Raw genomic sequence first — 22,006 nt, 5'->3', positions numbered from 1 at the left:
GGCGGGACCGGTGGGCTGGGATGGGCGGGTGCCCACCGACACCCCGACAGGCAGCCCCACCGACGCCTCGACAGGCAGCCCGACCGAACTCTTCGAGGAGCACCGGCCGGTCCTCCTCGGCGTCGCCTACCGGATGCTCGGCCGTGTCGCCGACGCCGAGGACGTCGTCCAGGAGGCGTGGCTGCGCTGGACCGCCGAGGACCGGACCGCCGTCCGCGAGCCGCGCGCCTTCCTCGTACGGATCACCACCCGCCTCGCCATCGACCGGCTGCGCCTCGCCCACGTCCGCCGCGAGACCTACGTCGGCCCCTGGCTGCCCGAGCCCGTCGTCACCGACTTCGGCCCGGCGGCCCCCGACACCGCCGAGCGCGCCCTGCTCGCCGACTCCGTCTCGCTCGCCGTCCTCGTCGTCCTCGAATCCCTCTCGCCCCTGGAACGGGCCGTCTTCGTGCTGCGCGAGGCGTTCGGCTTCCCGTACGGGGAGATCGCCACCGTCCTCGACCGCTCCGAGCCGGCCGTGCGCCGGCTCGCCGGGCGGGCCCGGCGCCACGTGGACGAGGGCAGGCCGCGCTACGACGTCGATCCGGCCGAACGCCGCGACCTCACCGAACGGTTCCTCGCCGCCGCGGCCGGCGGCGACCTCGGGCGGCTCCTCGCCCTGCTCGCCCCGGACGCGCGCCTCGTCGGCGACAGCGGGGGCAAGGCCAGGGCGCCGCTGCGGGTCATCGAGACCGCCGGCAAGGTCGGCCGCTTCCTCGTCGCCGTGTTCGGGAACGCGGAGCCCCGGTACGACCTCCGTCCGGTCGAGCTCAACGGAGCCCCGGCCCTGGTCGTGTTCGCCGGCGGACGTCCCGACACGGTGATCCAGATCGAGGCCAGGGACGGTCGCGTCCAGACCGTCCACATCATCCGCAACCCCGACAAGTTCCTCGGTCTCGCAGGACTCTGACGGCTCGTCGGCAGAACGAGGGAAGGGCCCCCACCGCGCCGCGCGGTGGGGGCCCTTCACCCGTCAGCGGGTCGGGAAGGGGTGCGGGCGGGCGTCACACGCCCGCGATCGACCGGATCCAGGAGCGGTACGCCGTCACGTTGGTGTACGCCGTGGTGGTCTGGCGGTCGCTGGTGGAGGCGACGCCGACCTGGACGCCGGCGGCCGTCATCGGACCGCCGGAGTCGCCGCCCGCGGTGATGCCGTCGCCCCGGCGGGCGCAGATCGCGGAGCCGCCGTAGGCGTCGGTGCAGCCGCCGGTGACGGTGACGTTGGCGACCTTCAGGTAGCGGGACTGGCAGGTGGCCTCCGAGCCGCACTGGGACGTGGCGCCCCAGCCGTACACCTGGACGTTCTGGCCGACGCGCACGGTGCCCGGCTGCCCGAGCGTCGCGTAGGTCGCCTGCACGGAACGGTCGAGCCGGACGAGGGCCAGGTCCGCGCTGTGCGTGTAGGTCTGGACGCCGTTGGCCGTGGTGCCGCCGCTGTACTGGTCGAGGCTGCCGATCCGGAACGAGAGCCCGCCGCCGGTGACGCAGTGCTTGGCGGTGAGGATCCAGGTCGGGGCGATGATCGTGGCCGAACAGGTCTCCCGGCCGTTCGAGAGCAGCCGGGCCGCCCACGGGGCGTTGGAGGCGTAGCCCCCGCCGATGATGGGCTGCACGGCCTGCGTGGCCGGGGCCGCGGGCGCCGGGGCCGCGCTCGCGGTGGGGGAGAGGAGGGCGAGGACGGAGACCGCCGCCGCCGCGAGGGCGGGCAGGAGCCGTGAAGAGCGCATGGTTCCTCGATTCGGAGGGGCGCGCCGGGTGGGCGCGCGCGTGGGGGGCGTGCGGCCCGCGAGGAGCCGCGCGCATGCCGGAACGCCGCCGGCGGGGCGGTGATTCGGCATGGACATGCCCCATGATTCCGAAGCGGGGGACGGGCGGGGTAATGCCACTTGGCCATAACGTGGCGCTCTCCCCGAGAGCACCGGACGCCCCGAGCACCCCGTGCGAGGAGTGTTTCGCGCGGGGTGCGAAGACGGCGCGTCGGAGACGGACCCACCGGGACGGAGACGGCGCGACGGACCCACCGGGACGGGAGACGGCGCGACGGACCCACCGGGACGGGTCCGGCCCGTGAAGGCCCGGCCCGGCGGGTCCGCCGCCCGCGTCCTCCTACGCGGAGGGGCCGGAGGGTCCGGAGGAGCCCGGCGCGCCGGCCGGCAGCGTGGGCAGGTACCGGGGCGCCCGCCACGCGTCCAGCCGCCGTTCCACCGCCGCCCCCAGCGAGAGCAGCTCCGCGTCCCGGTGGTCGCCCGCCATCAGGAGCAGGCCGACGGGCAGCTCGCCCACGAAACCGGCGGGCACCGACAGCGACGGGTAGCCCGCCACGGCGGCCGGGGTGGAGGACGGGATCACGTCGTTGTCGCCCCGGGCGCAGTCGGTCGTCCACGCGGGCGGGTTCGTCGGGGCCGCGAGGGCGTCCAGACGGTACGCGGCCAGCGTCTCGTCGATGGACCGCCGGGAGAGGTCCTTCAGCTCCGCCCGCGCCGCCCGGTAACCCGGGTCCGTCGTCGGCGGCGCGGCCAGCGCCTGTTCGAACAGCTCCTGCCCCGCGAAGCAGGACCGCTCGGCCGGGTGGGCGCGGTTGAAGGCGATCAGCCCGGCGAGGTCCCGCGGCCCCCCGCGCGTGGCGAGGTAGGCGTCGATGTCCCGGTGGAACTCGGTCAGGAGCGCCGGGAACTCCAGCTCGGCGAGCCTTTCCTGGTACGGCGGCACCACCTCGACCACCTGCGCCCCCGCCTCCCGCAGCCGCGCCGCCGTCCGGGTCATCAGGGCGTCCACCCCTGGCCCGAGCGTGGGGAGCCGCCACAGCCCGATCCGCTTGCCGCGCAGCCCGGCGGGCCGCGTGGCCGCCTCGGTGAGGCCGGGCGAGCCGGGCCGTACGGTGTCGCGGCCGCTGAGCACCGCCAGGGTGAGCGCCGTGTCGGTCACGTTGCGCGCCATCGGGCCGGCCGTGTCCTGCTCGGCCGAGATCGGGACCACGCCCGCCGGACTGACCAGCCCCAGGCTGGGCTTGTGGCCGACCACCCCGTTCATCCCGGCCGGGCACACCACGGAACCGTCCGTCTCCGTGCCGATGGCCACCTGCGCGAGCGAGGCGGCGATCGCGGCGCCCGACCCCGACGAGGACCCGCAGGGGTTGCGGTCCAGGACGTACGGGTTGTGCGTCTGGCCGCCCGTCGCCGACCAGCCGGACGTCGGCCGCACCGCCCGGAAGTTGGCCCACTCGGACAAGTTGGTCTTCCCGAGGATCACCGCGCCCGCCGCCCGCAGCCTCGTCACCAGCGCCGCGTCCCGGCCCGGCGGGCTCCCGGCCAGGGCGAGCGATCCGGCCGTCGTCGACAGGCCGCGTGTCTCGACGTTGTCCTTGACGAGGACGGGAATGCCGTCGAGCGGGCCGCGGGCCCTCCCCAGCCGGTGCCGGACGTCACTGGCGGCCGCCTGCAGCAGGGCCGTCGGGTCGGTGCGCAGGATCGCGTGGATCTTCGGGTCGACGGCCTCGATCCGGCGCAGGTACGCCAGGGTCAGCGCCGTCGAGGTCAGCGAGCCCCGCTCCATGCGCTCCCGCAGCGCGAGGATCGTCGCCGTGTCGAGGTCGAACCCGAGCCCGCGCACGGCGGACGGGCCGGGGATCGCCGCCGGGCCGCTCCCTCCCGGCCCGGCCGCGACCCCCGCCGGACCGTAGGACCCGGTCCCGGGTCCGAACGCGCCCCCCGCCCCTCCGTGCCACCCGGTCCCGGTCCCGGCCGCGATCCGCGCCGTCCCCTCCGTCACGGGCGGGCCGGTCGCCTCCGCGCCCCGGGCGGGCGCGCCCACCGCCAGGGGCGCCGCGACGAGGGCGGCGAGCAGGACCGCCGTTCCCCGCCGCCCCGTGCTCCTCGTGGCCGTGCTCTCTCTTCTCATGGCGGGCAAGCCCACTACGCGGACGCCCGCCGCACAAGACCGCCTCTCGGTGGCCGCCGGCGTCCCCCGCCGCCCGGCCGCACGAACCACGGCCTTCCCGCCCCGGAAGAGGGGGTTTTCCGTCACCGGAGTGCCACGGGGGTGCGAACGTCCTGTGAACGATCAAGACTGGGAGCCGCGTCCCGGGGTTTTGGCGGGAGGATTGGTCTTGACCAAGGGGGTGGCGCGTCTTATGGTCGCAGAGTTAGTGCAGGAACCTTTAATAAACAAGGGCGCGGAAAACGCCGCGGGACACGGCGAATTGCGGAGGATCAGGGTGGGGACCACGCAGCTGGCATCGGTGGCGGAGCCGAAGTACCAGCACCTCAAGACAGTCATCGGCGAAGCGCTCGACTCGGACTTCACGGTCGGGGAGATCCTGCCCAACGAGCGCGAGCTGGCGGCGCGCTTCGGCGTCGCCCGCGCCACGCTCCGGCAGGCCCTGGAGCAGCTGGAGCTGGAAGGACGCCTCCAGCGCCGCCGGGGCGTCGGCACCACGGTCGCCCCGCCGCGCGTCGGCGTGGACGTCTCCACCGCCCAGCACGGCTGGCCGGGCGCCGGGGACGAGGCGTGGCAGTCCCTGGACTCCGCCTCCGACGTCGCTCCGCCGGCCGTCGCCCGCCTCCTGGAGACCGGTGGGAAGGAGCGGACCCATGTCGTCCGCCGCCTCCGGATCACCCAGGGCCAGCCGGTCGCCGCCGAGCTGATCTACGTGCCGGCCGCCTCCGTCCCGGGCCTCGGGGCCGTCGACGTCCCCGCGGGACCGGCCCGCGCCCGCGCCGTGCTCCGCGAACTCCGGCGCCTCGCCCTCGACGGCCAGGACCGCTCCGTCGAACTCGGCTCCGCCCGCGCCGACGACGCCAGGGAACTGGACCGGCTGCCGGGCGCACCCGTCCTCGTGGTGACCACCCGCTACCTCTCCGGGGGCCGTACCGCCGCCGTCTCCGTGGCCACCTACCGCGCCGACACCTGCCGCCTCACCTTCGGCGACTCCGGCGACCTGGTCATGGCCTCGTAGCGTCCGGCCACGGCCCGCGCGTCCGGCGACACCGGGTGCCGGCCCGCCCCTCCGGCGGTTCAGCGGCGGGCCGTCACCGTGCCGTCGACCGCGAACAGCTGCTCCTCGACGTGGTCGAGGGCGAGCCGCAGCGCCCCCGTGCCCACCGCGGCCTCGCCGAGCAGGGAGAGCACCACCCGGGGCGGCCGCAGGCAGAACCGCGCCAACTCCTCGCGGAGCGGCGGGAGCACCCCGTCGAGACCGGCCGCCCAGCCGCCGATCACCACCAGTTCGGGGTCGATCGCCAGGACGAGCGCCGCCACGTCGTGCACGAGCCGCTGGATGAACCGCTCCACCGCCGCCCCGGCCCGCGCGTCGCCCTCGCGCGCCAGCGCGAAGACCTCGGCGACCGCCTGCTCGTCCAGCGGGTGCAGCGGTTCGTCCGTCGTCGAGAGCAGGTGCTCGGGGGTGACGCCCCGGCCGAGGAGGTGCAGGGCGCCGATCTCCCCGGCCGCCCCGCCGAAGCCCCGGTGCAGCCGGCCGCCGATCAGCGAACCGGCCCCCGGGCTCAGCCCGGCCAGGACGAACACGATGTCGTCGGAGTCGGTCGCGGCACCCTTCCAGTGCTCGGCGACGGCCGCCGCGTTGGCGTCGTTCTCCACGATCACCGGACAGCGGAAGGAGCGCCGCAGCCGCTCACCGAGGGCCAGGCCCGTCCATCCGGGCAGCGCCGTGCCGAGCCGTACCGTTCCGTCGGCCTCCACGATGCCGGGCGACCCCACGCCCACGGCCCGCAGACTGGACCGGGCGACCCCGGCCCTGCGCAGCACGTCCGCGACGACCGCGCGGACCCGGTCCAGCCGCTCGTCCGCCGGCGCCGACTCCGACACCTCGCGGGAACCGGCGCCGATGATCCGCCCGTCCAGACCGGAGAGCAGGGCGGCGACCCGGTGCGGGCCGATCTCGATGCCGAGCAGATGACCGGCCTCCGCGCGGAAGCGGAACCTCCGCGCCGGGCGTCCCTGGCGCCGGGCCTCGCCCTCCTCGGGAGCCGACTCGACGACGAGTCCGCCCTCCATGAGCCCCTCGACGACCCCCTCGACGGTGGGCCGCGACAGGCCGGTGACGCGGGTCAGATCCGTGAGCGTGGGCGCGTCGGCGCCCCGCAGCGCATGGAGTACCACCGCGGAGTTGATCCGCCGCAGCAGAGACGGGTCTCCGCCGGTCAGCCGCCCCACCGTGTGTCCTCCCAGCTCGCGCACCTCTCAGGCGGATGGTACTCAATGGGTCCGGCCCCGGGGAGGGTCGCCCCCGTCACGCTTGAGTGACGTTCCGGAGCGGATGCCCACCGTCGGCGGCGGGGAAACCACGGCGTCCGCGACCGGCTCCACGGCCACGGTGCGCACCCGGCGGGGCCGGCGGCCGGCGAGGGGCGGCAGGACGGCGGCACACGGGGCGAGGGGATCGAGGGCGCGAAACGGAAGGGACACGACGGCCGTCCCGCCCACCGCGCCGGACCCGACCCCGGCGGGTCCGGCGCCGAATCCCCGGAGCCGGACCGTCCTACGCGTCCGGCTCCCGCGCGGCCTCGCGGAGCCGGGCGAACTCCTCGGCCATCGCCGCTGTCGACCAGTGGGCGTTCAGACCGCTCGGGCTGGGCAGCGCCCAGATCCGGGTGGTCCCGATCGTCCGCTCCTGCGGTCCGACGACCGCCTTCGGCTCGTCGAAGGCCGCGCGGTACGCCGTGACGCCGGCGATCGCGAGCCAGCGCGGCTCCAGCCGCTCCACCCGCGCGGTCAGCAGCCGTCCGCCCTCCAGGTACTCCTCGCGGGTCAGTTCGTCGGCCCGCGCGGACGGCCGCGCCACCACGTTCGTGATCCCGAGGCCGTACGTCAGGAGTTCCTCCTGCTCGTCCGGCCGCAGCTGTCTCGGTGTGAACCCCGACAGGTGCAGCACCGGCCAGAACCGGTTGCCGGGCCGGGCGAAGTGGTGGCCCGACGCCGCCGTCATCAGACCCGGGTTGATCCCGCAGAAGAGCACCGACAGGCCGGGCGCGACCACGTCCGGGACGACGCGGTCGCGGGCGGCCTCCAGCTCCTGCCGGGTGAACCGGGCGGACGGGGTCAGAGGATCGCCCCGGGGGTGTAGGCGGCGGCCTCCGGGTGCTGCTTGAGGATCTCCTCGACGCGGGAGACCACGGAGGCGACCTGGTCGGCGGCGGCGCCGGTGAAGGACAGCTTGTCCGCCATCAGCTCGTCGAGCTGGGCCCGGTCCAGCGGGATGCGCTCGTCGGCGGCCAGCTTGTCGAGCAGCTCGTTGCGCTCGGCGCCCCGCTCGCGCATGGCGAGGGCGGAGGCGACGGCGTTCTCCTTGATGGCCTCGTGGGCGACCTCGCGGCCGACCCCGGCGCGCACGGCGCCCATGAGGACCTTGGTGGTCGCCAGGAAGGGCAGGTAGCGGTCGAGTTCGCGGGCCACGACGGCCGGGAAGGCGCCGAACTCGTCGAGCACGGTGAGGAAGGTCTCCAGGAGGCCGTCCAGGGCGAAGAAGGCGTCCGGCAGCGCGACCCGGCGGACCACGGAGCAGGACACGTCGCCCTCGTTCCACTGGTCGCCGGCCAGCTCGCCGGTCATCGAGGCGTAGCCGCGCAGGATGACCATGAGGCCGTTGACGCGCTCGCAGGAGCGGGTGTTCATCTTGTGGGGCATCGCCGAGGAGCCGACCTGGCCGGGCTTGAAGCCCTCGGTGACCAGCTCGTGGCCCGCCATCAGGCGGATCGTCTTGGCGGTCGAGGAGGGCGCGGCGGCCAGCTGGACGAGGGTGGTGACCACGTCGTAGTCGAGCGAGCGCGGGTAGACCTGGCCCACCGAGGTGAAGGCGTGCGCGAAGCCGAGGTGCTCGGCGATCCGCCGCTCCAGCTCGGCCAGCTTCCCGGCGTCGCCGCCGAGCAGGTCCAGCATGTCCTGCGCGGTGCCGACCGGGCCCTTGATGCCGCGCAGCGGGTAACGGCCGAGCAGCTCCTCCAGGCGGGCGTACGCCACGAGCAGCTCGTCCGCCGCCGTCGCGAACCGCTTGCCGAGGGTGGTGGCCTGCGCGGCGACGTTGTGCGAGCGGCCGGCCATCACCAGCTCCGCGTACTCGGCGGAGAGCCGGCCCAGGCGGGCGAGGACGGCGACCGTGCGGTCCCGCATCAGCTCCAGGGAGAGCCGGATCTGCAGCTGCTCGACGTTCTCGGTGAGGTCGCGCGAGGTCATGCCCTTGTGGACGTGCTCGTGACCGGCGAGGGCGTTGAACTCCTCAATGCGGGCCTTCACGTCGTGCCGGGTGACCTTCTCGCGCTCGGCGATGGAGGCGAGGTCGACCTGGTCGAGGACGCGCTCGTAGTCGGCGAGGGCCTCCTCCGGAACCTCGATCCCGAGGTCCTTCTGCGCGCGCAGCACGGCGAGCCACAGCCGGCGCTCCAGCCTCACCTTCTGCTCGGGGGACCAGAGGACGGCGAGCTCCGCGGAGGCGTAGCGGCCGGCCAGAACGTTGGGGATGCGGGGCTTCGCAGTCACAGCAGTCACGTGGACAGAGTTTACCTGGCGGTTTCTGCAGGTCGGCGCCGCCGTTCGATGTGGAGCTTGCTACGAGACGCGGGTCACGCGCCCGCGCCCCGCGCCCCCTCCGGGCGCACCCGCAGGGCCCCTCGCGTCCCCTCCGGCCGCCCCGGTCAGGGGCCGGCCGGGGGCTCGTACGGGAGGAGTTCCGGGCGCTTGGGCGGGCGGCCGTCGCCGGAGGAACGGCCGGTCAGCCGCCGCCCGATCCAGGGGCCCAGGTGCTGCCTGGCGAAGCGGGCGTCGGCGACCCGCCGACTGGCCCAGGGGGTCCGCGCGGCCGGCGGCAGCGGCGCCCGCCAGTCCTCCGCCGGCTCCAGGCCGAGGGCCTGCCACACGGCCTCGGCGACCCGCCGGTGCCCCTCGGCCGTCAGGTGGAGCCGGTCCACGTCCCAGAGCCGGGGGTCCCCGAGCGACGGAGCCCCGTACAGGTCGACGACCAGGGCCCCGTGCCGGGCGGCGAGCGCGTCGATGTGGGCGAACAGCTCCTCCATCCGGGGCCGGAAGCGCTCCATCACGGGACCGTTCCGGCCGGGGCTGCGCATGAGGACCAGCTGTCCGCAGGCGGGTGTGAGGCGTTCCACTGCCTCGGTGAGGAGGTCCCGCACCCGGACCATGTCGACCTTGGGGCGCAGGGTGTCGTTGAGGCCGCCGACGAGGGTCACCACGTCGGCCTCCATCGTTGCGGCCGGGCCGACTTGCTCCTCGACGATCTGCCGGATGAGCTTGCCGCGCACGGCGAGGTTCGCGTACCGGAAGCCGGGGGAGCGGGCGGCGAGCCGGCCGGCCAGGAGGTCGGCCCAGCCGCCGTAGGAGCCGTCGGGCCTCAGGTCCGACATACCCTCTGTGAAGCTGTCGCCGAGGGCGACGAAACTGTTGTACGTGGCATTGATCTCCATGGCGGAGCGATCATACCGCGCGGTATGCCGGTCATGCCGTGGGGAACCCGGGAGGGGAAATCCGATGAGCGACGCGCTGCTGAGCGCCCTGGCCGAGGCCCTGGCCGGCCTGGTGACGGCCGTCGAGACCCGCGACGGCGAGGTCCTCGATCCCGGCACGGCGGTCACGTGGCTGGAGAACGCCGGGCGCCCCCTTTCCGGGCTCACGGCGGCCGACCGGCGGACCCTCGACGGGCTGCTCCGCGCGGTGGCCCTGCGCGAGCCCGAGGGTCCCCGGCGGGACGGGCTGCTCAAGGTCTCCGAGGCCCTCGGCCTCACCGGCGACCCCCACGCCGCCGTCTGCGAGGCCGTCCTGGACCACGCCCGGCGCTTCGCCGCCGTCGTCCGCGACGCCGACCCCGCGCTTCCCGTCCCCGGCTGCCCCGACTGGACCCTCGCGGACCTCACCCGGCACGTCGGCACCGTCCACCGGTGGGCCGAACACCTCGTACGGACCCGTCCCGCCACCCGCGTCCTCGCCGGGGACGTCCCCCTCGGCCTGCCGGACGACCCCGCCGCGTACCCCGGCTGGCTCGTCGCGGGCGCCGCGCGGTTCGCCGCCACCGCCCGCGACGCCGACCCGGACGCCCCGGTCTGGTCCCCGGGCGCGGACCCGCACGTCCGCCACTACCCCCGCCACGTGCTCTTCGAGACCCTCGTCCACCTCGCCGACGCCGAACGCGCCGTCCACGGCCGGGTGGGACCCCTCGACCCGGACACGGCCGCCGCCGCCGTCGACCACTTCCTCGCGGACGCCCCCTACATCCCCCGGATCGCGGAACCCCTCTCCCAGCTCGGCCGGGACGGAGCGGTCCTCCGGCTCACCGCCCGGGACGCCGGCGCCGTCTGGACCCTCGCCCTGGGCGGGGGCGGCTTCACCTGGGCCCGGGGGAGCGACGGCGCGGAGCCGACGGCCGCCGTCGAGGCGGACGCCGGGGAGCTGCTCCTGCTCCTGCACCGCAGGTACGGGGCCGGCGACCCGTGCTTCGCGCACACCGGCGACCGGGGCCTCCTCGACGACTGGCTGGCCGCCACCGCGCTCTGAACGGGCGCGAGGGGCCCCGGGACGGTTCCCGGGGCCCCTCGTCCTCTTCCGCCGGCCGGCTACGGCGCCGCCGGGCGTCCCACCAGCTCGCGCAGGACGTCCTCCATCGCCACGAGGCCGGCCGGTCCGCCGTCCTCGTCCAGGACCGCCGCCAGGTGCGTCCTGCTGCGGCGCATCGCGGTCAGGGCGTCGTCCAGCGGGGTCGCCGCCCGGACCCGGGCGATCGGCCGCAGCGCCGCCGCAGGGAACGGCAGGTCGCGCGGCGTGGCGTCCAGGGCGTCCTTGACGTGCAGGTAGCCCAGGATGCGCCGCTCCTCGTCGACCACCGGGAAGCGGGAGAAACCGGTCCGGGCGGACAGGGCCTCCAGCTCCTCGGGGGTGGTGCCGATCCGCGCGTACACCACCTTCTCCGAGGGCATCACCACGTCCCGTACGGGACGGCGGCCCAGTTCCAGGGCGTCGTGCAGCCGCTCGGCGGCCCGGTCGTCCAGGAGTCCGGCGTCGCCCGCGTCGGTGACCATCCGGGCCAGCTGGTCGTCCGAGAAGGTCGCGGACACCTCGTCCCTGACGTCCACCCGCAACAGCTTGAGCAGGGCGTTCGCGAAGGCGTTGATCGCGAAGATCACCGGCCGCAGCGCCCGCGCCAGCGTCACCAGGGGCGGTCCGAGGAGCAGCGCGGAGCGCGAGGGCTCGGAGAGCGCGATGTTCTTCGGCACCATCTCGCCGAGCAGCATGTGCAGATACGTCGCGACCGACAGGGCGATCACGAACGAGATCGGGTGCACCAGGCCGTGCGGGACGCCGACCGCGTCGAAGACCGGTTCGAGCAGGTGCGCGATGGCCGGTTCCGCGACGATGCCGAGGACCAGCGTGCACAGGGTGATGCCGAGCTGCGCCGCCGCGAGCATCGCGGAGACGTGCTCCAGCCCCCAGATGACGCTGCGCGCGCGCCGGTTCCCGGCGTCCGCGAGGGGTTCGATCTGACTGCGGCGGACCGAGATCAGGGCGAACTCGGCGCCGACGAAGAAGGCGTTGACGACCAGGGTGAGCAGACCGACCAACAGCTGGATCACGATCATCGGCCGGCCTCCCCGGACTCGTCCCCGGCGGTGGGCACGGGGGCGTGCAGCAGTACGCGGGCCGCGCGCCGGCCCGAGGCGTCCACCACGTCGAGCCGCCAGCCGGCCAGCTCCACGCCGTCACCGACGGCGGGGATGCGGCCCAGCTCGTGGGCGACGACGCCCGCGAGCGTCTCGTACGGCCCGTCGGGCACCTTGAGGCCGATCGTCCCGAGCTGGTCGGTGCGGGCCGCGCCGTCGGCCGACCAGAGCGCGCGCCCGTCCGCGTCCTCACCGGCCGGCGCCAGGTCCGGCGTCTCGTGCGGGTCGTGCTCGTCGCGCACCTCGCCGACGACCTCCTCGACGATGTCCTCCAGGGTGACGACACCGGCCGTGCCGCCGTACTCGTCGATGACGACCGCCATCGTCTGCTTCCCCGACAGCCGGTCGAGCAGCCTGTCCACGGTCAGCGTCTCGGGGACGAGCAGCGGCTCGCGCAGCAACTCGACGACCCGGCGGCGCGGCCTCTCCGCGACCGGTATCGCGAGCACGTCCTTGATGTGGGCGATGCCGACGACCGCGTCGAGGCTGCCCCGGTAGACGGGGAAGCGGGACAGGCCGGTCGCGCGGGTCGCGTTGGCCACGTCCTCGACGGTGGCCCCCGCCTCCAGGGCGGTGACCTGCACGCGGGGCGTCATCACGTTCTCGGCGGTCAGCTCCGCCAGGTTGAGGGTGCGGACGAACAGCTCGGCCGTGTCCGCCTCCAGGGCCCCCGCCTTCGCGGAGTGCCGCGCCAGCGCCATCAGCTCCTGCGGGGAACGCGCGGAGGCCAGCTCCTCGGTCGGCTCCATGCCGAGCCGGCGCAGGATGCGGTTGGCGGTGTTGTTGAGGTGGCCGATCAGCGGCCTGAAGGCGGCCGTGAACACGCGCTGGGGGGTGGCCACCACCTTCGCCACGGCGAGCGGCGAGGAGATGGCCCAGTTCTTGGGAACCAGCTCGCCGACCACCATCAGGACGACGGTGGACAGCGCGGTGCCCAGGACCAGGGCCACCGAGGAGGCCACCGAACGGGAGAGGCCGAGGGCCTCGACCGGACCCCGGATCAGCTTGGCGACCGACGGCTCGGCGAGCATGCCGACCACCAGATTGGTGACGGTGATGCCCAGCTGGGCGCCGGAGAGCTGGAACGTCAGCGACCTGACGGCCTTGAGCGCGCCCGCCGCGCCGCGTTCGCCGCGCTTCGCCGCGGCTTCGAGTTCGCCGCGCTCGACCGTGGTCAGCGAGAACTCGGCCGCGACGAAGGCGCCGCACGCGAGGGAGAGGAGGAGCGCGAGGAGGAGCAGAAGCACTTCGGTCATCGGTTCACCTCCGTCCCATGATCGGCCAAGGGGGGAAGGTCCGCTCGACGTCGGTCGGCGGGACCGGAACGGGGGAAACGGTGGGGATCAGTGCTACTGGGGGGCTCGCCCATGGGCGGACGCTCACACCTTTCGATCGAAGGAACGGGACACCATGGTAAAGGAAAGGCAAAGTGCGGTGGTGGTCGCCCCCGGTCCTCGTCAACCGAGCGGTTTCACCCAGCGGCGCCACTGCTCCTGGCGCTCGTACCCGGCCGACGCCCAGAGCATCCGTCCCGTTCCGTTCGCCTCCAGGACCATCGCGTCCGCCCGCCGTCCACCGAGTGAGGCGAACCGTTCCTCCGCCGCCCGCAGAAGCGCGGTGGAGACGCCCCGGCGGCGGTGCGAGGGCAGGACGGCGAGCCGGTAGAGGGAGGCGCGCCAGCCGTCCCAGCCCGCGATCACGGAGCCCACGATCCGTTCTCCCTCCAGCGCGAGGAGGAGCGCTCCGGGGTCGTGCTCCACGAGCCGGGTCACGCCCGGCAGGTCGTCCGAGACGGAGGTCCCCTCGGCCGACTCCCGCCAGAAGGCCAGAACGGCCCCGGCCTCGGTGACGGTGGCGGCGCGTATCCGCAGATCGATCATGGCCGGATCCCATCACGGGGCCGCTCGGCCCCGCCAGGGGATTCCACGGGACGGGACGGGGCCTCACCGGCGCGCCACCCCCGGCGCACGGGTCAGTCCGACACGAAACAGAACTCGTTCCCCTCCGGGTCCCGCATCACCTGGAAGGTGCCCTGCGCGTCGGTGACCGGATCGCCGACGCGGACCGCGCCCAGGGGCAGCGCCTCCTCGGCGGCCCGCACCGGTTCCTCCACCCTCAGGTCGAGGTGCACCCGGTTCTTCACCGCCTTGCCCTCCGGCACCCGCTGGAAGGCGAGGCGGGCGGAGCCCGGCGGGTCCACGAAGGACCAGTCGCCGCTCCGGTCGACCGGGGTCCCGCCGAGGAGCCCGGCCCAGAAGCGGACGAGGGCCGCCGGATCGGCGCAGTCGAAGACGATCTCCTGTACGTGGGCACGCATGGGTCCACCCTAGGGAACCGGCGCCGCCACCGCCCTGCGACACGGACCGCGGTCCCGTCCGGCCGTACGGGCGCGGACGCCCCGCCGGCACGGCCGGGACCCGCCCGCGCGGCCCCGCTCCCGCCCGTACGGCCCCGCCCCGCTCAGCCCCCGGCCGCCGCCGCGAACGCCGTCGCGTCCCACGTTCCTCCCAGGGCGGGTCCCAGCCAGCCTTCCGCCGCCCGGCGGAACTCCGCCGGGGCGAGGGCCCCGGACCCCTCCGGCACGGCTCCGAGCAGCGGCGCGCCCGCCGCTTCCGGCAGGTCGGCCAGGTTGCAGCGCGCCGCGAGGTCCGGCGCGGCGGGCCAGCTGCCGATCACCACGCCCAGGTGCCGGATGCCGCGTGTCCGCAGCGCTTCGGCGGTCAGGGCCGTCGAGTTGAGCGTCCCGAGCCCGGCCGGGGCCACCACCAGGACCGGCGCGCCGAGCAGCGCCGCCGCGTCCGCGAGGGTGCCGCCCTCCTCGTCGAAGCGGACGAGCAGCCCGCCCGCCCCCTCCACGAGGACCAGGTCGTGCCCGGCGGCCAGCTTCCTGGCGGCCTCGGCGACCTCCCCGGGCCCGACCGGCGCGAGTCCGGCCCGCCGGGCGGCCGTGCCGGGGGCCAGCGGCTCCGGGAAGCGGCCCAGTTCGGCCGAGGCCGCCGCGCCCGAGAGCCGTACGACCTCGTCCGCGTCGCCCCGCTCGTCCGGCCCGATCCCCGTCTGCGCGGGCTTCAGGACGGCGACCGAACGCCCGGCGGCGGTCGCGACGGCGGCCACGGCCGCGGTCACGACCGTCTTGCCGATCTCGGTCCCCGTACCGCTGACGACGACGATTCCCACGGTCCGCTCCTCTTCCTTCTTCTCAGCCCGCCGCGGCGGCGGCCCGTACCGCCGCGCAGATCCGGGCCAGGTCCTCGTCACCGGTCACGTACGGCGGCATCGTGTAGACCAGGTCCCGGAACGGGCGCAGCCACACGCCCTCCCGGACCGCCGCGCGCGTCGCCGCCGCCATGTCCACCTCGTGGTCGAGCTGGACGACCCCGATCGCGCCGAGCACCCGCACGTCGCGCACGCCCGGCAGGCCGGCGGCCGGGGCCAGTCCGTCGCGCAGCCCGGCCTCGATCCGCTCGACCTCGGCCTTCCAGTCCCGCGAGAGCAGCAGGTCGATCGAGGCCAGGGCCACCGCCGACGCCAGCGGATTGCCCATGAAGGTGGGCCCGTGCGCCAGGACCGGCACCTCGCCCCGCGAGATCCCGTCGGCGACCCGGCTCGTGCAGAGCGTGGCGGCCATCGACAGGTAACCGCCCGTCAGCGCCTTGCCCACGCACATCACGTCGGGGGAGACCCCGGCCGCGTCGGCCGCGAACAGCGTGCCCGTCCGCCCGAAACCGGTCGCGATCTCGTCGAACACCAGCAGCACGCCGTGCGCGTCGCACGCCTCGCGCAGCACCCGCAGGTACGCCGGGTCGTGGAAGCGCATCCCGCCCGCGCCCTGCACCACCGGCTCCACGATCACCGCGGCCAGCTCGTGCGCGTGCCGCCCGATCCCGGTCCGCAGCAGTTCCGCGTACGACTCCTCGTACGCGGCCGGCGGGGCGTCCGTGAACACCTGCGGCTGGAGGACCCCCGACCACAGCTCGTGCATCCCGCCCTCGGGGTCGCACACCGACATCGGCTGCCAGGTGTCCCCGTGGTAGCCGCCGCGCCAGGTGAAGAGGCGTCGTTTCTCCGGACGGCCCAGCGAACGCCAGTACTGGAGGCACATCTTGACCGCCACCTCGACGGCGACGGACCCCGAGTCGCTGAGGAAGACGTGCCGCAGCGGCCCGGGGGTGATCTCCACCAGCCGGCTCGCGAGCCGGACGCCCGGCTCGTGGGTGAGCCCGCCGAACATGACGTGGCTCATCCGGTCGAGCTGACCGCGCACCGCCTCGTTGAGCACGGGGTGGTTGTAGCCGTGGACCGCCGCCCACCACGAGGACATGCCGTCCACCAACTCGTCCTGCCCCTCGACGGGTTCGGCGAGCCGGAGGCGCACCCCGGACGCGGACGCGACGACCGGTGGGTCCGTACGGCCCGGCATGGGGCCGTACGGGTGCCAGACGTGCGCCCGGTCCAGGGCGAGGAGTTCGTCGTTACGCATTCGGGGCGAGGTCCGTCCCGGCTCCCCGGCGGCGCACCGCCACCAGATCGGTCCGGGCACCGCCCGGCGCGGTCCCGTCCGCCGGGGCCTCCGCGGCCTCCGCGGTCTCCGCGGTCTCCGCGGTCTCCGCGGTCTCCGCGGTCTCCGCGGTCTCCGCGGTCTCCGCGGTCTCCGCGGTCTCCGCGGTCTCCGGGAACGGGGCGTCGTGTCCGCCGCACGGACCGCAGCCGCCGCCCCCGTGCGAGCCGCAGCCGCCCGCGTCCTCCGCCGGGGCGCCCGAACCGCAGCCGCCACCGGCCTCCGCGCCCGAGCCGCAGCCGCCGGCCGCCGCGAGCGCGTCCGCGCGGTGGGCCGGCAGCGTCGGCGTGCCCGCGCCCTCCACCTCGAAGCCCGCGTCCGCGATCATCTCCAGGTCGGCCTGCCCGGCCTGGCCCTCGCTGGTCAGGTAGTCGCCCAGGAAGATCGAGTTCGCGATGTGCAGCGCGAGCGGCTGCAGCGTGCGCAGGTGCACCTCGCGCCCGCCGGCGATCCGCACCTCGACGTCGGGGCAGACGAACCGGACCATCGCCAGGATGCGCAGACAGCGCTGCGGCGTCAGGTTCCACTCCTTGGCGAGCGGGGTGCCCTCGAACGGGATGAGGAAGTTGACCGGCACCGAGTCCGAGCCCAGCTCCCGCAGCGCGTACACGACGTCGACCAGGTCCTCGTCGGCCTCGCCCATGCCCGCGATCAGACCCGAGCAGGCCGAGAGCCCGGCGGCGTGCGCCTTGCGCACGGTGTCCACCCGGTCCGCGTACGTGTGGGTCCTGGTGATCCCCCCGTACGTCGCCTCGGACGTGTTCAGGTTGTGGTTGTAGGCGTCGGCCCCGGCCTCCCGCAGCCGCTCCGCCTGGCCGTCCGAGAGCAGACCGAGGCAGGCGCACACCTCGACGCCCTCGTTCTCCTCCTTGATGGCCTCGATGGTCCTGCCGACCCGCTCCACGTCCCGGTCCGTCGGGCCGCGCCCGCTCGCCACCAGGCACACCCGCTTGGCGCCGCCCGCGACGCCCGCCGCGGCGGCCCGGGACGCCTCGTCCGGCTTCAGCCAGGTGTACTTGAGGATCTCGGCCTTGGAGCCGAGCCGCTGCGAACAGTACGAGCAGTCCTCGGGGCACAGACCGGACTTCAGGTTGACCAGGTAGTTGAGCTTCACCCGCCGCCCGAACCACTGACGGCGCACCTTGCCGGCCGCCGCCACCACATCGAGCAGTTCGTCGTCGGAGGTCGCCAGGACGGCGAGCGCTTCTTCACGGGTCGGCGGCTCGCGCCGCAACCCCTTCTCCACCAGCGTGTTCAGCAGGTCCATAACCGCTGATCCTGGCCTACCGCCCGCCTCTGGGCCAAGGAGGAACCGAACAATCGCCCCCGATCGTGGTGTGTGGATGACCACACCACGACCGTGCCGCCCTGCGGCTAGGGTCTGTGCGCTGCCTACAAAAGGCGCCGGCCGGCCGACCGGGGGCGCCGCCGGAGGAACGCCCCATGCCACAGGCCGACGACGCGCGGACCGAGGTCCCGCGCCGCACCGCGTTCGACTGGACCGACACCGAGGCGCGCCGCCGGTCCGAGGCCGGTCTGGTCCGCACGCTGCGCCCCCGGGCCGCCGCGTCGGACCTCCTCGACCTGGCGGGCAACGACTACCTCGGTCTCACCCGCAGGCCCGAGGTCACCGGGGCGGCGGCCGACGCGGCCCGCCGCTGGGGCGCCGGCTCCACCGGCTCCCGGCTCGTCACCGGCACCACCCGGCTGCACACCCGCCTGGAGCGCGAACTGGCCGGCTTCTGCGGCTTCGAGGCGGCCCTCGTCTTCTCCTCCGGCTACACCGCCAACCTCGCCGCGCTCACCGCGCTCACCGGCCGGGACGCCCTGATCGTCTCGGACGCCTCCAACCACGCCTCGATCGTGGACGGCTGCCGTCTGGCGCGCGCCGAGACCGCCGTCGTCCCGCACGCCGACCCCGAGGCCGCGCGCAAGACCCTGGAGGCGCACCCGGGGCGCCGGGCCCTCGTCGTCAGCGACTCCGTCTTCTCCGTGGACGGCGACCGGGCCCCGCTGCCCGCACTCGCCGCCGCCTGCCGCGCGCACGGCGCCGGCCTGGTGGTGGACGACGCCCACGGCTTCGGGGTCCTCGGCGACGGCGGCCGGGGCGCCCTCCACGAGGCCGGGCTCGCGGGGGCGGAGGACGTGGTGGCCACCCTGACCCTCTCCAAGTCCCTGGGCAGCCAGGGCGGCGCCGTCCTCGGCCCGGCCCGGGTGATCGAGCACCTGGTGAACGCGGCCCGCACCTTCATCTTCGACACCGGTCTCGCCCCGGCCGCCACGGGCGCCGCGCTCGCGAGCCTGCGGCTGATCGAGGCCGAACCGGGGCTCGCCGGGCGGGTCCGTACCGTCGCCACCGCCCTGTACGAACTGCTCAGCGGTGCCGGCCTGTCCGTGACGCGGCCCGACGCGGCCGTGGTGTCGGTCCGCGCGCCCTCCCCGGAGGCGGCGCTGCGCTGGGCGGCGGACTGCCGGGAACAGGGGCTGGGGGTCGGCTGCTTCCGGCCCCCGTCCGTGCCCGACGGCGTCTCGCGCCTGCGCCTCACGGCGCGCGCCGACCTGACGGACGCGCAGATCGGGCGCGCGGTGGAGACGGTCCTGCGGACCGCGCCCGCCGTCTGACGCGCCGGGGAAGCGGCTTTCCGGCCGGGGGCGCCCAAGGGCGTTCGGGAAGGCCGGAGTTCACCGCTTCGGGCGACAGATGCGCCCTTGCCCCGGGGGAACGCCTCCCGGCGCGGCACCATCGGTGGGAATCTGGCGCGAAGCGCAATCCGGGGCACCGGCCCCGGCGGGAAAGGGACAGCGTCGTCATGGCAGACCATCAGGAAGCATCCGTCACGCTGCCGAGCGAACCCGCTTCGGTCTCCACGGCCCGGCGGTACGTCACGGAGGTGCTCGCGGGGTGGGGTCTGGACGACGCCGCCGACCGCGCGGACGCGGTCCGGCTGATCGTCTCGGAGCTGGCCACCAACGCCGTCGTGCACACCTTCGGCCAGTCGCCCACCTTCACGGTGGACCTCTGTCTGGAGCGTGAGGAACGGCTCCACATCGGCGTCACGGACAGCCATCCGCGCCTGCCCCGGCGGCTGCCCGCCGCGGTCCAGCAGGACAACGGCCGGGGCCTGGTCATCATCCGCTCCCTGGCCGCGGAGGCCGGGGGGCGCCTCACCGTGACCCCGACGGCGACGGGCGGCAAGACGGTCCGGATCACCCTGCCGTGGACGGTGGCCGCCCCGGTGGCGAGCCTGTGACGGAACGCCCCGCGCGGGCGGGCGCGGACCGGGTCCCGTACGGAGCGGGGCGCGGCGGGGGAGGGGGCGGTGGGAACGGGGGCGGTGGCGCCACCGTTCCTCCGGCGCCGTCTCCCGGGTCCGCCCGGCGCTCGGCGCCCGGGCCCGCGTCCGTCCGGCGCCCGGGCCCGCGTCCGCTCAGCGCCCGGGCGGGGTCACCGGACGCGTCCGTAGAGGACCTTCGACGACCAGATCTTGTCGAGCTTCACCCAGGAGCCGGTCTTGGGCGAGTGCCAGATCCGGCCGTTCCCGGCGTAGATGCCCACGTGGTAGACCCGTCCGCCGGAGTGGAAGAAGACGAGGTCGCCCTTCTGCCGGCCGGAGGCGGAGACGTGCCGGGTCTTGTTGTACTGCTGCTGCGCGGTGCGGGGCAGCGACTTGCCCGCCTTCTTGTAGGCGTAGAGCGTCAGACCGGAGCAGTCGAACCGGGAGGGGCCTGCGGCCCCGTACCGGTAGGGAGCCCCCTTCTTGGAGGCGGCGATGCTCAGCGCCTTGTTCGCGTACGAGGTCGTCGCCTGTGCCTCCGGCGTCGCTCCCGGTGCGAGCAGTGTGCCGCCGACGGCGGCGAGGGTGAGAGCCGAGACGGCTCCGGCCCGGGACAGCAGGGACGGGACGTGCATCTGCGCAGTCATGCGCAACCCTTCGTCAGCCGCCTGTGAAGGATGACCTGTCGGGTTCGGGCAGGCGAAGATGCCCGGCCGCGGTCGCGGCTTCACCCCGAGGGCCGGCTCCGCTGCGGAAACAGCGGGTACGGCCCGTACTGCTCGGGTCCTCCACTCCTGCCGGTCCAATCCTGTCGACCAGACGTCCGGGACGGCGGCAGGACTCGGCGTCCGCCCGGACCGCCCCGCCTCGGATGGCGGGGGCTTGTCGTCGGCAGGGATCTTGCCCCACTTCATGGTCGAAATCCGAGTGGAAGCGACTATTTGTGAGGCTCCTCACGACTGAACCATTCGGGTGGACAGGGCACTTTCGTGGTCCTCGGAGGTTTGGCCCACGGCCCCCGCATCAGGCAACGGAACGTCCGATTCCGCCAGATGTGTACCGTCGGCGCGCAACTCGCCCCCGCCGTGCGCCCGCTTGCCGTCTCCACCGAACGGAGGAGCGGTTCCGCGGTCGCCGTCGGCCGTCCGGCCCTCGACACGACATGCCGGAATGTCAATTCGTCCGTGTCCGGGGAAGCGTGACCCGGCCGGTCCGGCGCTCTCCGTCCAGCGCGCGGAGGGCGCGCGCCAGGGTCTCCGCGTGGACCTCGCTCTCGCCCCGCGTGTGCATGAGCGTCAGGGCCGCGCGCAGCGCCTCGGCCTGCCTCACCAGTGCCTGGGCCGCCCGCAGGGCCCCGTAGGTGTGCGCGCTCCGGGACGGATTGATCCTTCCCAGGAGATCGGCGGCCGCGAGGTAGGCGTCGACCAGGTCGCCCTCGGCCCGCGTCAGGGCCGGCAGCGGCGGCGGTTCGGGGGGCACGGGCTGCTCACCGCGCCGTGGCGCCGGTGGCGGCGCGCCGGGTCGTGATCACGTGGTCCACCAGCCCGTACTCGATCGCGGCCGGTGCGTCCAGGACCGTGAGGCGTTCGAGGTCGGCGTCGATCCGCTCCCTGCTCCGTCCGGTGTGCTCGGTGAGCATCCCGGCCATGAGGGCGCGCCGGCGGAGCAGTTCGCGGGCCTGGATGTCGAGGTCGCTCGGCTGTCCCCGCAGGGGCTCGTCCAGGGAGGGCTGCCGCAGCGTGACCCGGGCGCCGGGGAGCATCGCCCGCTTGCCCGGCGTGCCGGCGGCGAGCAGCACGGCGGCGGTGGAGGCGGCCTGGCCCAGGCAGGTCGTCGCCACGTCGCAGGCGAGCGTCCGGATCGTGTCGTGGATCGCGGTCATGGCGCTGACGGAGCCGCCGGGCGAGTTGATGTAGAGGGCGATGTCCTGGTCGGGCGCCGCGTACTCCAGGTGGAGGAGCTGGGAGATCACGTCGTTGGACGAGATCTCGTCCACCCGGGTGCCGAGGAAGACGATCCGGGACTCCAGCAGCTTCGTGTACGGATCGAGGGTCCGGGTCCCGAAGGCGGTCCGCTCCGTGAACTCCGGCAGGACATGACGAGCGTCCATGACGTGTGCCTCCATCGGTAAAAAATGTACAGGATGTACAGACCGTAAGATGGGGAGCATGACCTACGAGATCCCGGTGACGCAAGCGCGGGCTGAGCTCGCGGACCTCATCAACCGCGTCGTGTACGGCGGCGAACGCGTCGTCGTCACCCGTCACGGCAAGCCCCTCGTGGCCCTGGTCTCCGCCGCCGACCTGGACGTACTCGAAGCGGAGGCGCGGCCGGGCGAGGAGCCGGTGATCCGCTCCGTCTCCGGCTTCCACTCCGTCCAGTCCGCTCCCGGCGAACAGGGGCACTTCGGCCTCGCCGCCCGCCACCGCGAGCCCGGCACTCCCTGAGGGGCGCCGGAGGGA

Annotated in this window: 22 protein-coding genes and 1 riboswitch; of the genes, 6 read left to right on the top strand and 16 right to left on the bottom strand. The window is 74.7% G+C overall.

What is annotated here, in order from left to right; genetic code table 11:
* The first annotated feature begins 28 nt into the window (after nt 1-28).
* A complete protein-coding gene (locus ACZ6AQ_RS25175; RefSeq protein ID WP_468762516.1) occupies nt 29-949 on the top strand; it encodes an RNA polymerase sigma-70 factor in 921 nt (306 codons plus the stop codon).
* A gap of 94 nt (nt 950-1,043) precedes the next feature.
* Here the strand turns inward: ACZ6AQ_RS25175 and ACZ6AQ_RS25170 are convergent, their stop codons facing one another.
* A complete protein-coding gene (locus tag ACZ6AQ_RS25170; RefSeq protein WP_468762514.1) occupies nt 1,044-1,766 on the bottom strand; it encodes a S1 family peptidase in 723 nt (240 codons plus the stop codon).
* 379 nt (nt 1,767-2,145) lie between these two features.
* The gene (locus ACZ6AQ_RS25165; protein WP_468762512.1) at nt 2,146-3,936 is read right to left on the bottom strand and encodes an amidase; all 1,791 of its coding nucleotides are present in this window, start codon (nt 3,934-3,936) and stop codon (nt 2,146-2,148) included.
* Nucleotides 3,937-4,252: 316 nt separating this feature from the next.
* Here ACZ6AQ_RS25165 and ACZ6AQ_RS25160 point away from each other — a divergent pair, with 316 nt between their 5' ends.
* Nucleotides 4,253-4,993: a GntR family transcriptional regulator gene (locus ACZ6AQ_RS25160; protein ID WP_468762510.1), complete on the top strand. Its 741-nt coding sequence runs from the start codon at nt 4,253-4,255 to the stop codon at nt 4,991-4,993.
* 59 nt (nt 4,994-5,052) lie between these two features.
* On the opposite strand, the gene ACZ6AQ_RS25155 is transcribed toward ACZ6AQ_RS25160, so the two are convergent.
* From ACZ6AQ_RS25155 to ACZ6AQ_RS25140, 4 genes are all read right to left on the bottom strand, one after another.
* Nucleotides 5,053-6,210, bottom strand: a complete 1,158-nt coding sequence (locus ACZ6AQ_RS25155; protein ID WP_388692468.1) for an ROK family transcriptional regulator — start codon at nt 6,208-6,210, stop codon at nt 5,053-5,055.
* A gap of 325 nt (nt 6,211-6,535) precedes the next feature.
* Nucleotides 6,536-7,033, bottom strand: a complete 498-nt coding sequence (gene mug, locus ACZ6AQ_RS25150; protein ID WP_468762508.1) for a G/U mismatch-specific DNA glycosylase — start codon at nt 7,031-7,033, stop codon at nt 6,536-6,538.
* A 62-nt stretch (nt 7,034-7,095) separates the two neighbouring features.
* Nucleotides 7,096-8,538, bottom strand: coding sequence for an adenylosuccinate lyase (purB, locus tag ACZ6AQ_RS25145; RefSeq protein WP_468762506.1), 1,443 nt, complete (start codon nt 8,536-8,538; stop codon nt 7,096-7,098).
* A 146-nt stretch (nt 8,539-8,684) separates the two neighbouring features.
* Entirely contained in the window at nt 8,685-9,467 is a 783-nt protein-coding gene (locus ACZ6AQ_RS25140) for an SGNH/GDSL hydrolase family protein (protein WP_468762504.1), read from the bottom strand.
* Nucleotides 9,468-9,531: 64 nt separating this feature from the next.
* Between ACZ6AQ_RS25140 and ACZ6AQ_RS25135 the strand changes: the two genes are divergently transcribed.
* Nucleotides 9,532-10,551, top strand: a complete 1,020-nt coding sequence (locus ACZ6AQ_RS25135; RefSeq protein ID WP_468762502.1) for a maleylpyruvate isomerase N-terminal domain-containing protein — start codon at nt 9,532-9,534, stop codon at nt 10,549-10,551.
* A 59-nt stretch (nt 10,552-10,610) separates the two neighbouring features.
* Here ACZ6AQ_RS25135 and ACZ6AQ_RS25130 read toward each other — a convergent pair whose 3' ends face one another.
* The 7 genes from ACZ6AQ_RS25130 to bioB all read right to left on the bottom strand — a co-directional run bounded on the left by ACZ6AQ_RS25130 (nt 10,611) and on the right by bioB (nt 17,536).
* Nucleotides 10,611-11,630 (bottom strand): hemolysin family protein, encoded by a 1,020-nt coding sequence (locus ACZ6AQ_RS25130; RefSeq protein WP_468762500.1) that lies wholly within the window; start codon nt 11,628-11,630, stop codon nt 10,611-10,613.
* Nucleotides 11,627-12,967, bottom strand: a complete 1,341-nt coding sequence (locus tag ACZ6AQ_RS25125) for a hemolysin family protein (RefSeq protein WP_468762498.1) — start codon at nt 12,965-12,967, stop codon at nt 11,627-11,629. Before ACZ6AQ_RS25125 ends, ACZ6AQ_RS25130 begins: the two co-directional genes overlap by 4 nt.
* 201 nt (nt 12,968-13,168) lie before the next feature.
* The gene (locus tag ACZ6AQ_RS25120; protein WP_388692218.1) at nt 13,169-13,591 is read right to left on the bottom strand and encodes a GNAT family N-acetyltransferase; all 423 of its coding nucleotides are present in this window, start codon (nt 13,589-13,591) and stop codon (nt 13,169-13,171) included.
* A gap of 92 nt (nt 13,592-13,683) precedes the next feature.
* The gene (locus tag ACZ6AQ_RS25115; RefSeq protein ID WP_388692214.1) at nt 13,684-14,028 is read right to left on the bottom strand and encodes a VOC family protein; all 345 of its coding nucleotides are present in this window, start codon (nt 14,026-14,028) and stop codon (nt 13,684-13,686) included.
* A 143-nt stretch (nt 14,029-14,171) separates the two neighbouring features.
* On the bottom strand, nt 14,172-14,888 hold the full coding sequence (bioD, locus tag ACZ6AQ_RS25110) for a dethiobiotin synthase (RefSeq protein WP_388692212.1): 717 nt from the start codon (nt 14,886-14,888) through the stop codon (nt 14,172-14,174).
* A gap of 22 nt (nt 14,889-14,910) precedes the next feature.
* Nucleotides 14,911-16,191 carry an adenosylmethionine--8-amino-7-oxononanoate transaminase gene (locus ACZ6AQ_RS25105; protein ID WP_468762496.1) on the bottom strand — a complete coding sequence of 427 codons (1,281 nt, stop codon included), beginning with the start codon at nt 16,189-16,191 and terminating at the stop codon, nt 14,911-14,913.
* Complete coding sequence (gene bioB / locus ACZ6AQ_RS25100) at nt 16,184-17,536, bottom strand: biotin synthase BioB (RefSeq protein WP_468762495.1); 1,353 nt, start codon at nt 17,534-17,536, stop codon at nt 16,184-16,186. The genes ACZ6AQ_RS25105 and bioB overlap by 8 nt, the downstream gene beginning before the upstream one ends.
* A 176-nt stretch (nt 17,537-17,712) precedes the next feature.
* On the opposite strand from bioB, the gene ACZ6AQ_RS25095 reads away from it, so the two are divergent.
* Together ACZ6AQ_RS25095 and ACZ6AQ_RS25090 are read left to right on the top strand one after the other, a co-directional pair.
* Complete coding sequence (locus tag ACZ6AQ_RS25095) at nt 17,713-18,891, top strand: 8-amino-7-oxononanoate synthase (RefSeq protein WP_468762493.1); 1,179 nt, start codon at nt 17,713-17,715, stop codon at nt 18,889-18,891.
* 188 nt (nt 18,892-19,079) lie between these two features.
* Entirely contained in the window at nt 19,080-19,520 is a 441-nt protein-coding gene (locus tag ACZ6AQ_RS25090) for an ATP-binding protein (RefSeq protein WP_388692204.1), read from the top strand.
* Nucleotides 19,521-19,714: 194 nt separating this feature from the next.
* Here ACZ6AQ_RS25090 and ACZ6AQ_RS25085 read toward each other — a convergent pair whose 3' ends face one another.
* The 3 genes from ACZ6AQ_RS25085 to ACZ6AQ_RS25075 form a co-directional block, all read right to left on the bottom strand.
* Nucleotides 19,715-20,191 carry a C40 family peptidase gene (locus ACZ6AQ_RS25085; RefSeq protein WP_388692202.1) on the bottom strand — a complete coding sequence of 159 codons (477 nt, stop codon included), beginning with the start codon at nt 20,189-20,191 and terminating at the stop codon, nt 19,715-19,717.
* Nucleotides 20,192-20,194: 3 nt separating this feature from the next.
* Nucleotides 20,195-20,316, bottom strand: a riboswitch (cyclic di-AMP (ydaO/yuaA leader).
* A 401-nt stretch (nt 20,317-20,717) separates the two neighbouring features.
* Nucleotides 20,718-21,023, bottom strand: a complete 306-nt coding sequence (locus ACZ6AQ_RS25080; RefSeq protein ID WP_468762491.1) for a hypothetical protein — start codon at nt 21,021-21,023, stop codon at nt 20,718-20,720.
* A gap of 7 nt (nt 21,024-21,030) precedes the next feature.
* On the bottom strand, nt 21,031-21,654 hold the full coding sequence (locus ACZ6AQ_RS25075; RefSeq protein WP_468762489.1) for an ATP-dependent Clp protease proteolytic subunit: 624 nt from the start codon (nt 21,652-21,654) through the stop codon (nt 21,031-21,033).
* 58 nt (nt 21,655-21,712) lie between these two features.
* On the opposite strand from ACZ6AQ_RS25075, the gene ACZ6AQ_RS25070 reads away from it, so the two are divergent.
* Nucleotides 21,713-21,991, top strand: a complete 279-nt coding sequence (locus tag ACZ6AQ_RS25070) for a type II toxin-antitoxin system Phd/YefM family antitoxin (protein WP_468762487.1) — start codon at nt 21,713-21,715, stop codon at nt 21,989-21,991.
* The last annotated feature ends 15 nt before the right edge of the window (nt 21,992-22,006 follow it).

The organism is Streptomyces sp. NPDC041191 (assembly GCF_055591945.1).
The sequence above is the reverse complement of the archived record's forward strand: the minus strand, read 5'-3'. Positions and strand labels throughout refer to the sequence as shown.

Coding starts and splice junctions, on each gene's coding strand:
- ACZ6AQ_RS25085 (WP_388692202.1), bottom strand. CDS start 20,191: ATGACTGCGCAGATGCACGTCCCGTCCCTGCTGTCCCGGGCCGGAGCC.
- ACZ6AQ_RS25075 (WP_468762489.1), bottom strand. CDS start 21,654: ATGGACGCTCGTCATGTCCTGCCGGAGTTCACGGAGCGGACCGCCTTC.
- ACZ6AQ_RS25140 (WP_468762504.1), bottom strand. CDS start 9,467: ATGGAGATCAATGCCACGTACAACAGTTTCGTCGCCCTCGGCGACAGC.
- ACZ6AQ_RS25165 (WP_468762512.1), bottom strand. CDS start 3,936: ATGAGAAGAGAGAGCACGGCCACGAGGAGCACGGGGCGGCGGGGAACG.
- ACZ6AQ_RS25130 (WP_468762500.1), bottom strand. CDS start 11,630: ATGATCGTGATCCAGCTGTTGGTCGGTCTGCTCACCCTGGTCGTCAAC.
- ACZ6AQ_RS25095 (WP_468762493.1), top strand. CDS start 17,713: ATGCCACAGGCCGACGACGCGCGGACCGAGGTCCCGCGCCGCACCGCG.
- ACZ6AQ_RS25125 (WP_468762498.1), bottom strand. CDS start 12,967: ATGACCGAAGTGCTTCTGCTCCTCCTCGCGCTCCTCCTCTCCCTCGCG.
- ACZ6AQ_RS25090 (WP_388692204.1), top strand. CDS start 19,080: ATGGCAGACCATCAGGAAGCATCCGTCACGCTGCCGAGCGAACCCGCT.
- ACZ6AQ_RS25135 (WP_468762502.1), top strand. CDS start 9,532: ATGAGCGACGCGCTGCTGAGCGCCCTGGCCGAGGCCCTGGCCGGCCTG.
- ACZ6AQ_RS25105 (WP_468762496.1), bottom strand. CDS start 16,191: ATGCGTAACGACGAACTCCTCGCCCTGGACCGGGCGCACGTCTGGCAC.
- ACZ6AQ_RS25115 (WP_388692214.1), bottom strand. CDS start 14,028: ATGCGTGCCCACGTACAGGAGATCGTCTTCGACTGCGCCGATCCGGCG.
- bioB (WP_468762495.1), bottom strand. CDS start 17,536: ATGGACCTGCTGAACACGCTGGTGGAGAAGGGGTTGCGGCGCGAGCCG.
- ACZ6AQ_RS25070 (WP_468762487.1), top strand. CDS start 21,713: ATGACCTACGAGATCCCGGTGACGCAAGCGCGGGCTGAGCTCGCGGAC.
- ACZ6AQ_RS25170 (WP_468762514.1), bottom strand. CDS start 1,766: ATGCGCTCTTCACGGCTCCTGCCCGCCCTCGCGGCGGCGGCGGTCTCC.
- ACZ6AQ_RS25120 (WP_388692218.1), bottom strand. CDS start 13,591: ATGATCGATCTGCGGATACGCGCCGCCACCGTCACCGAGGCCGGGGCC.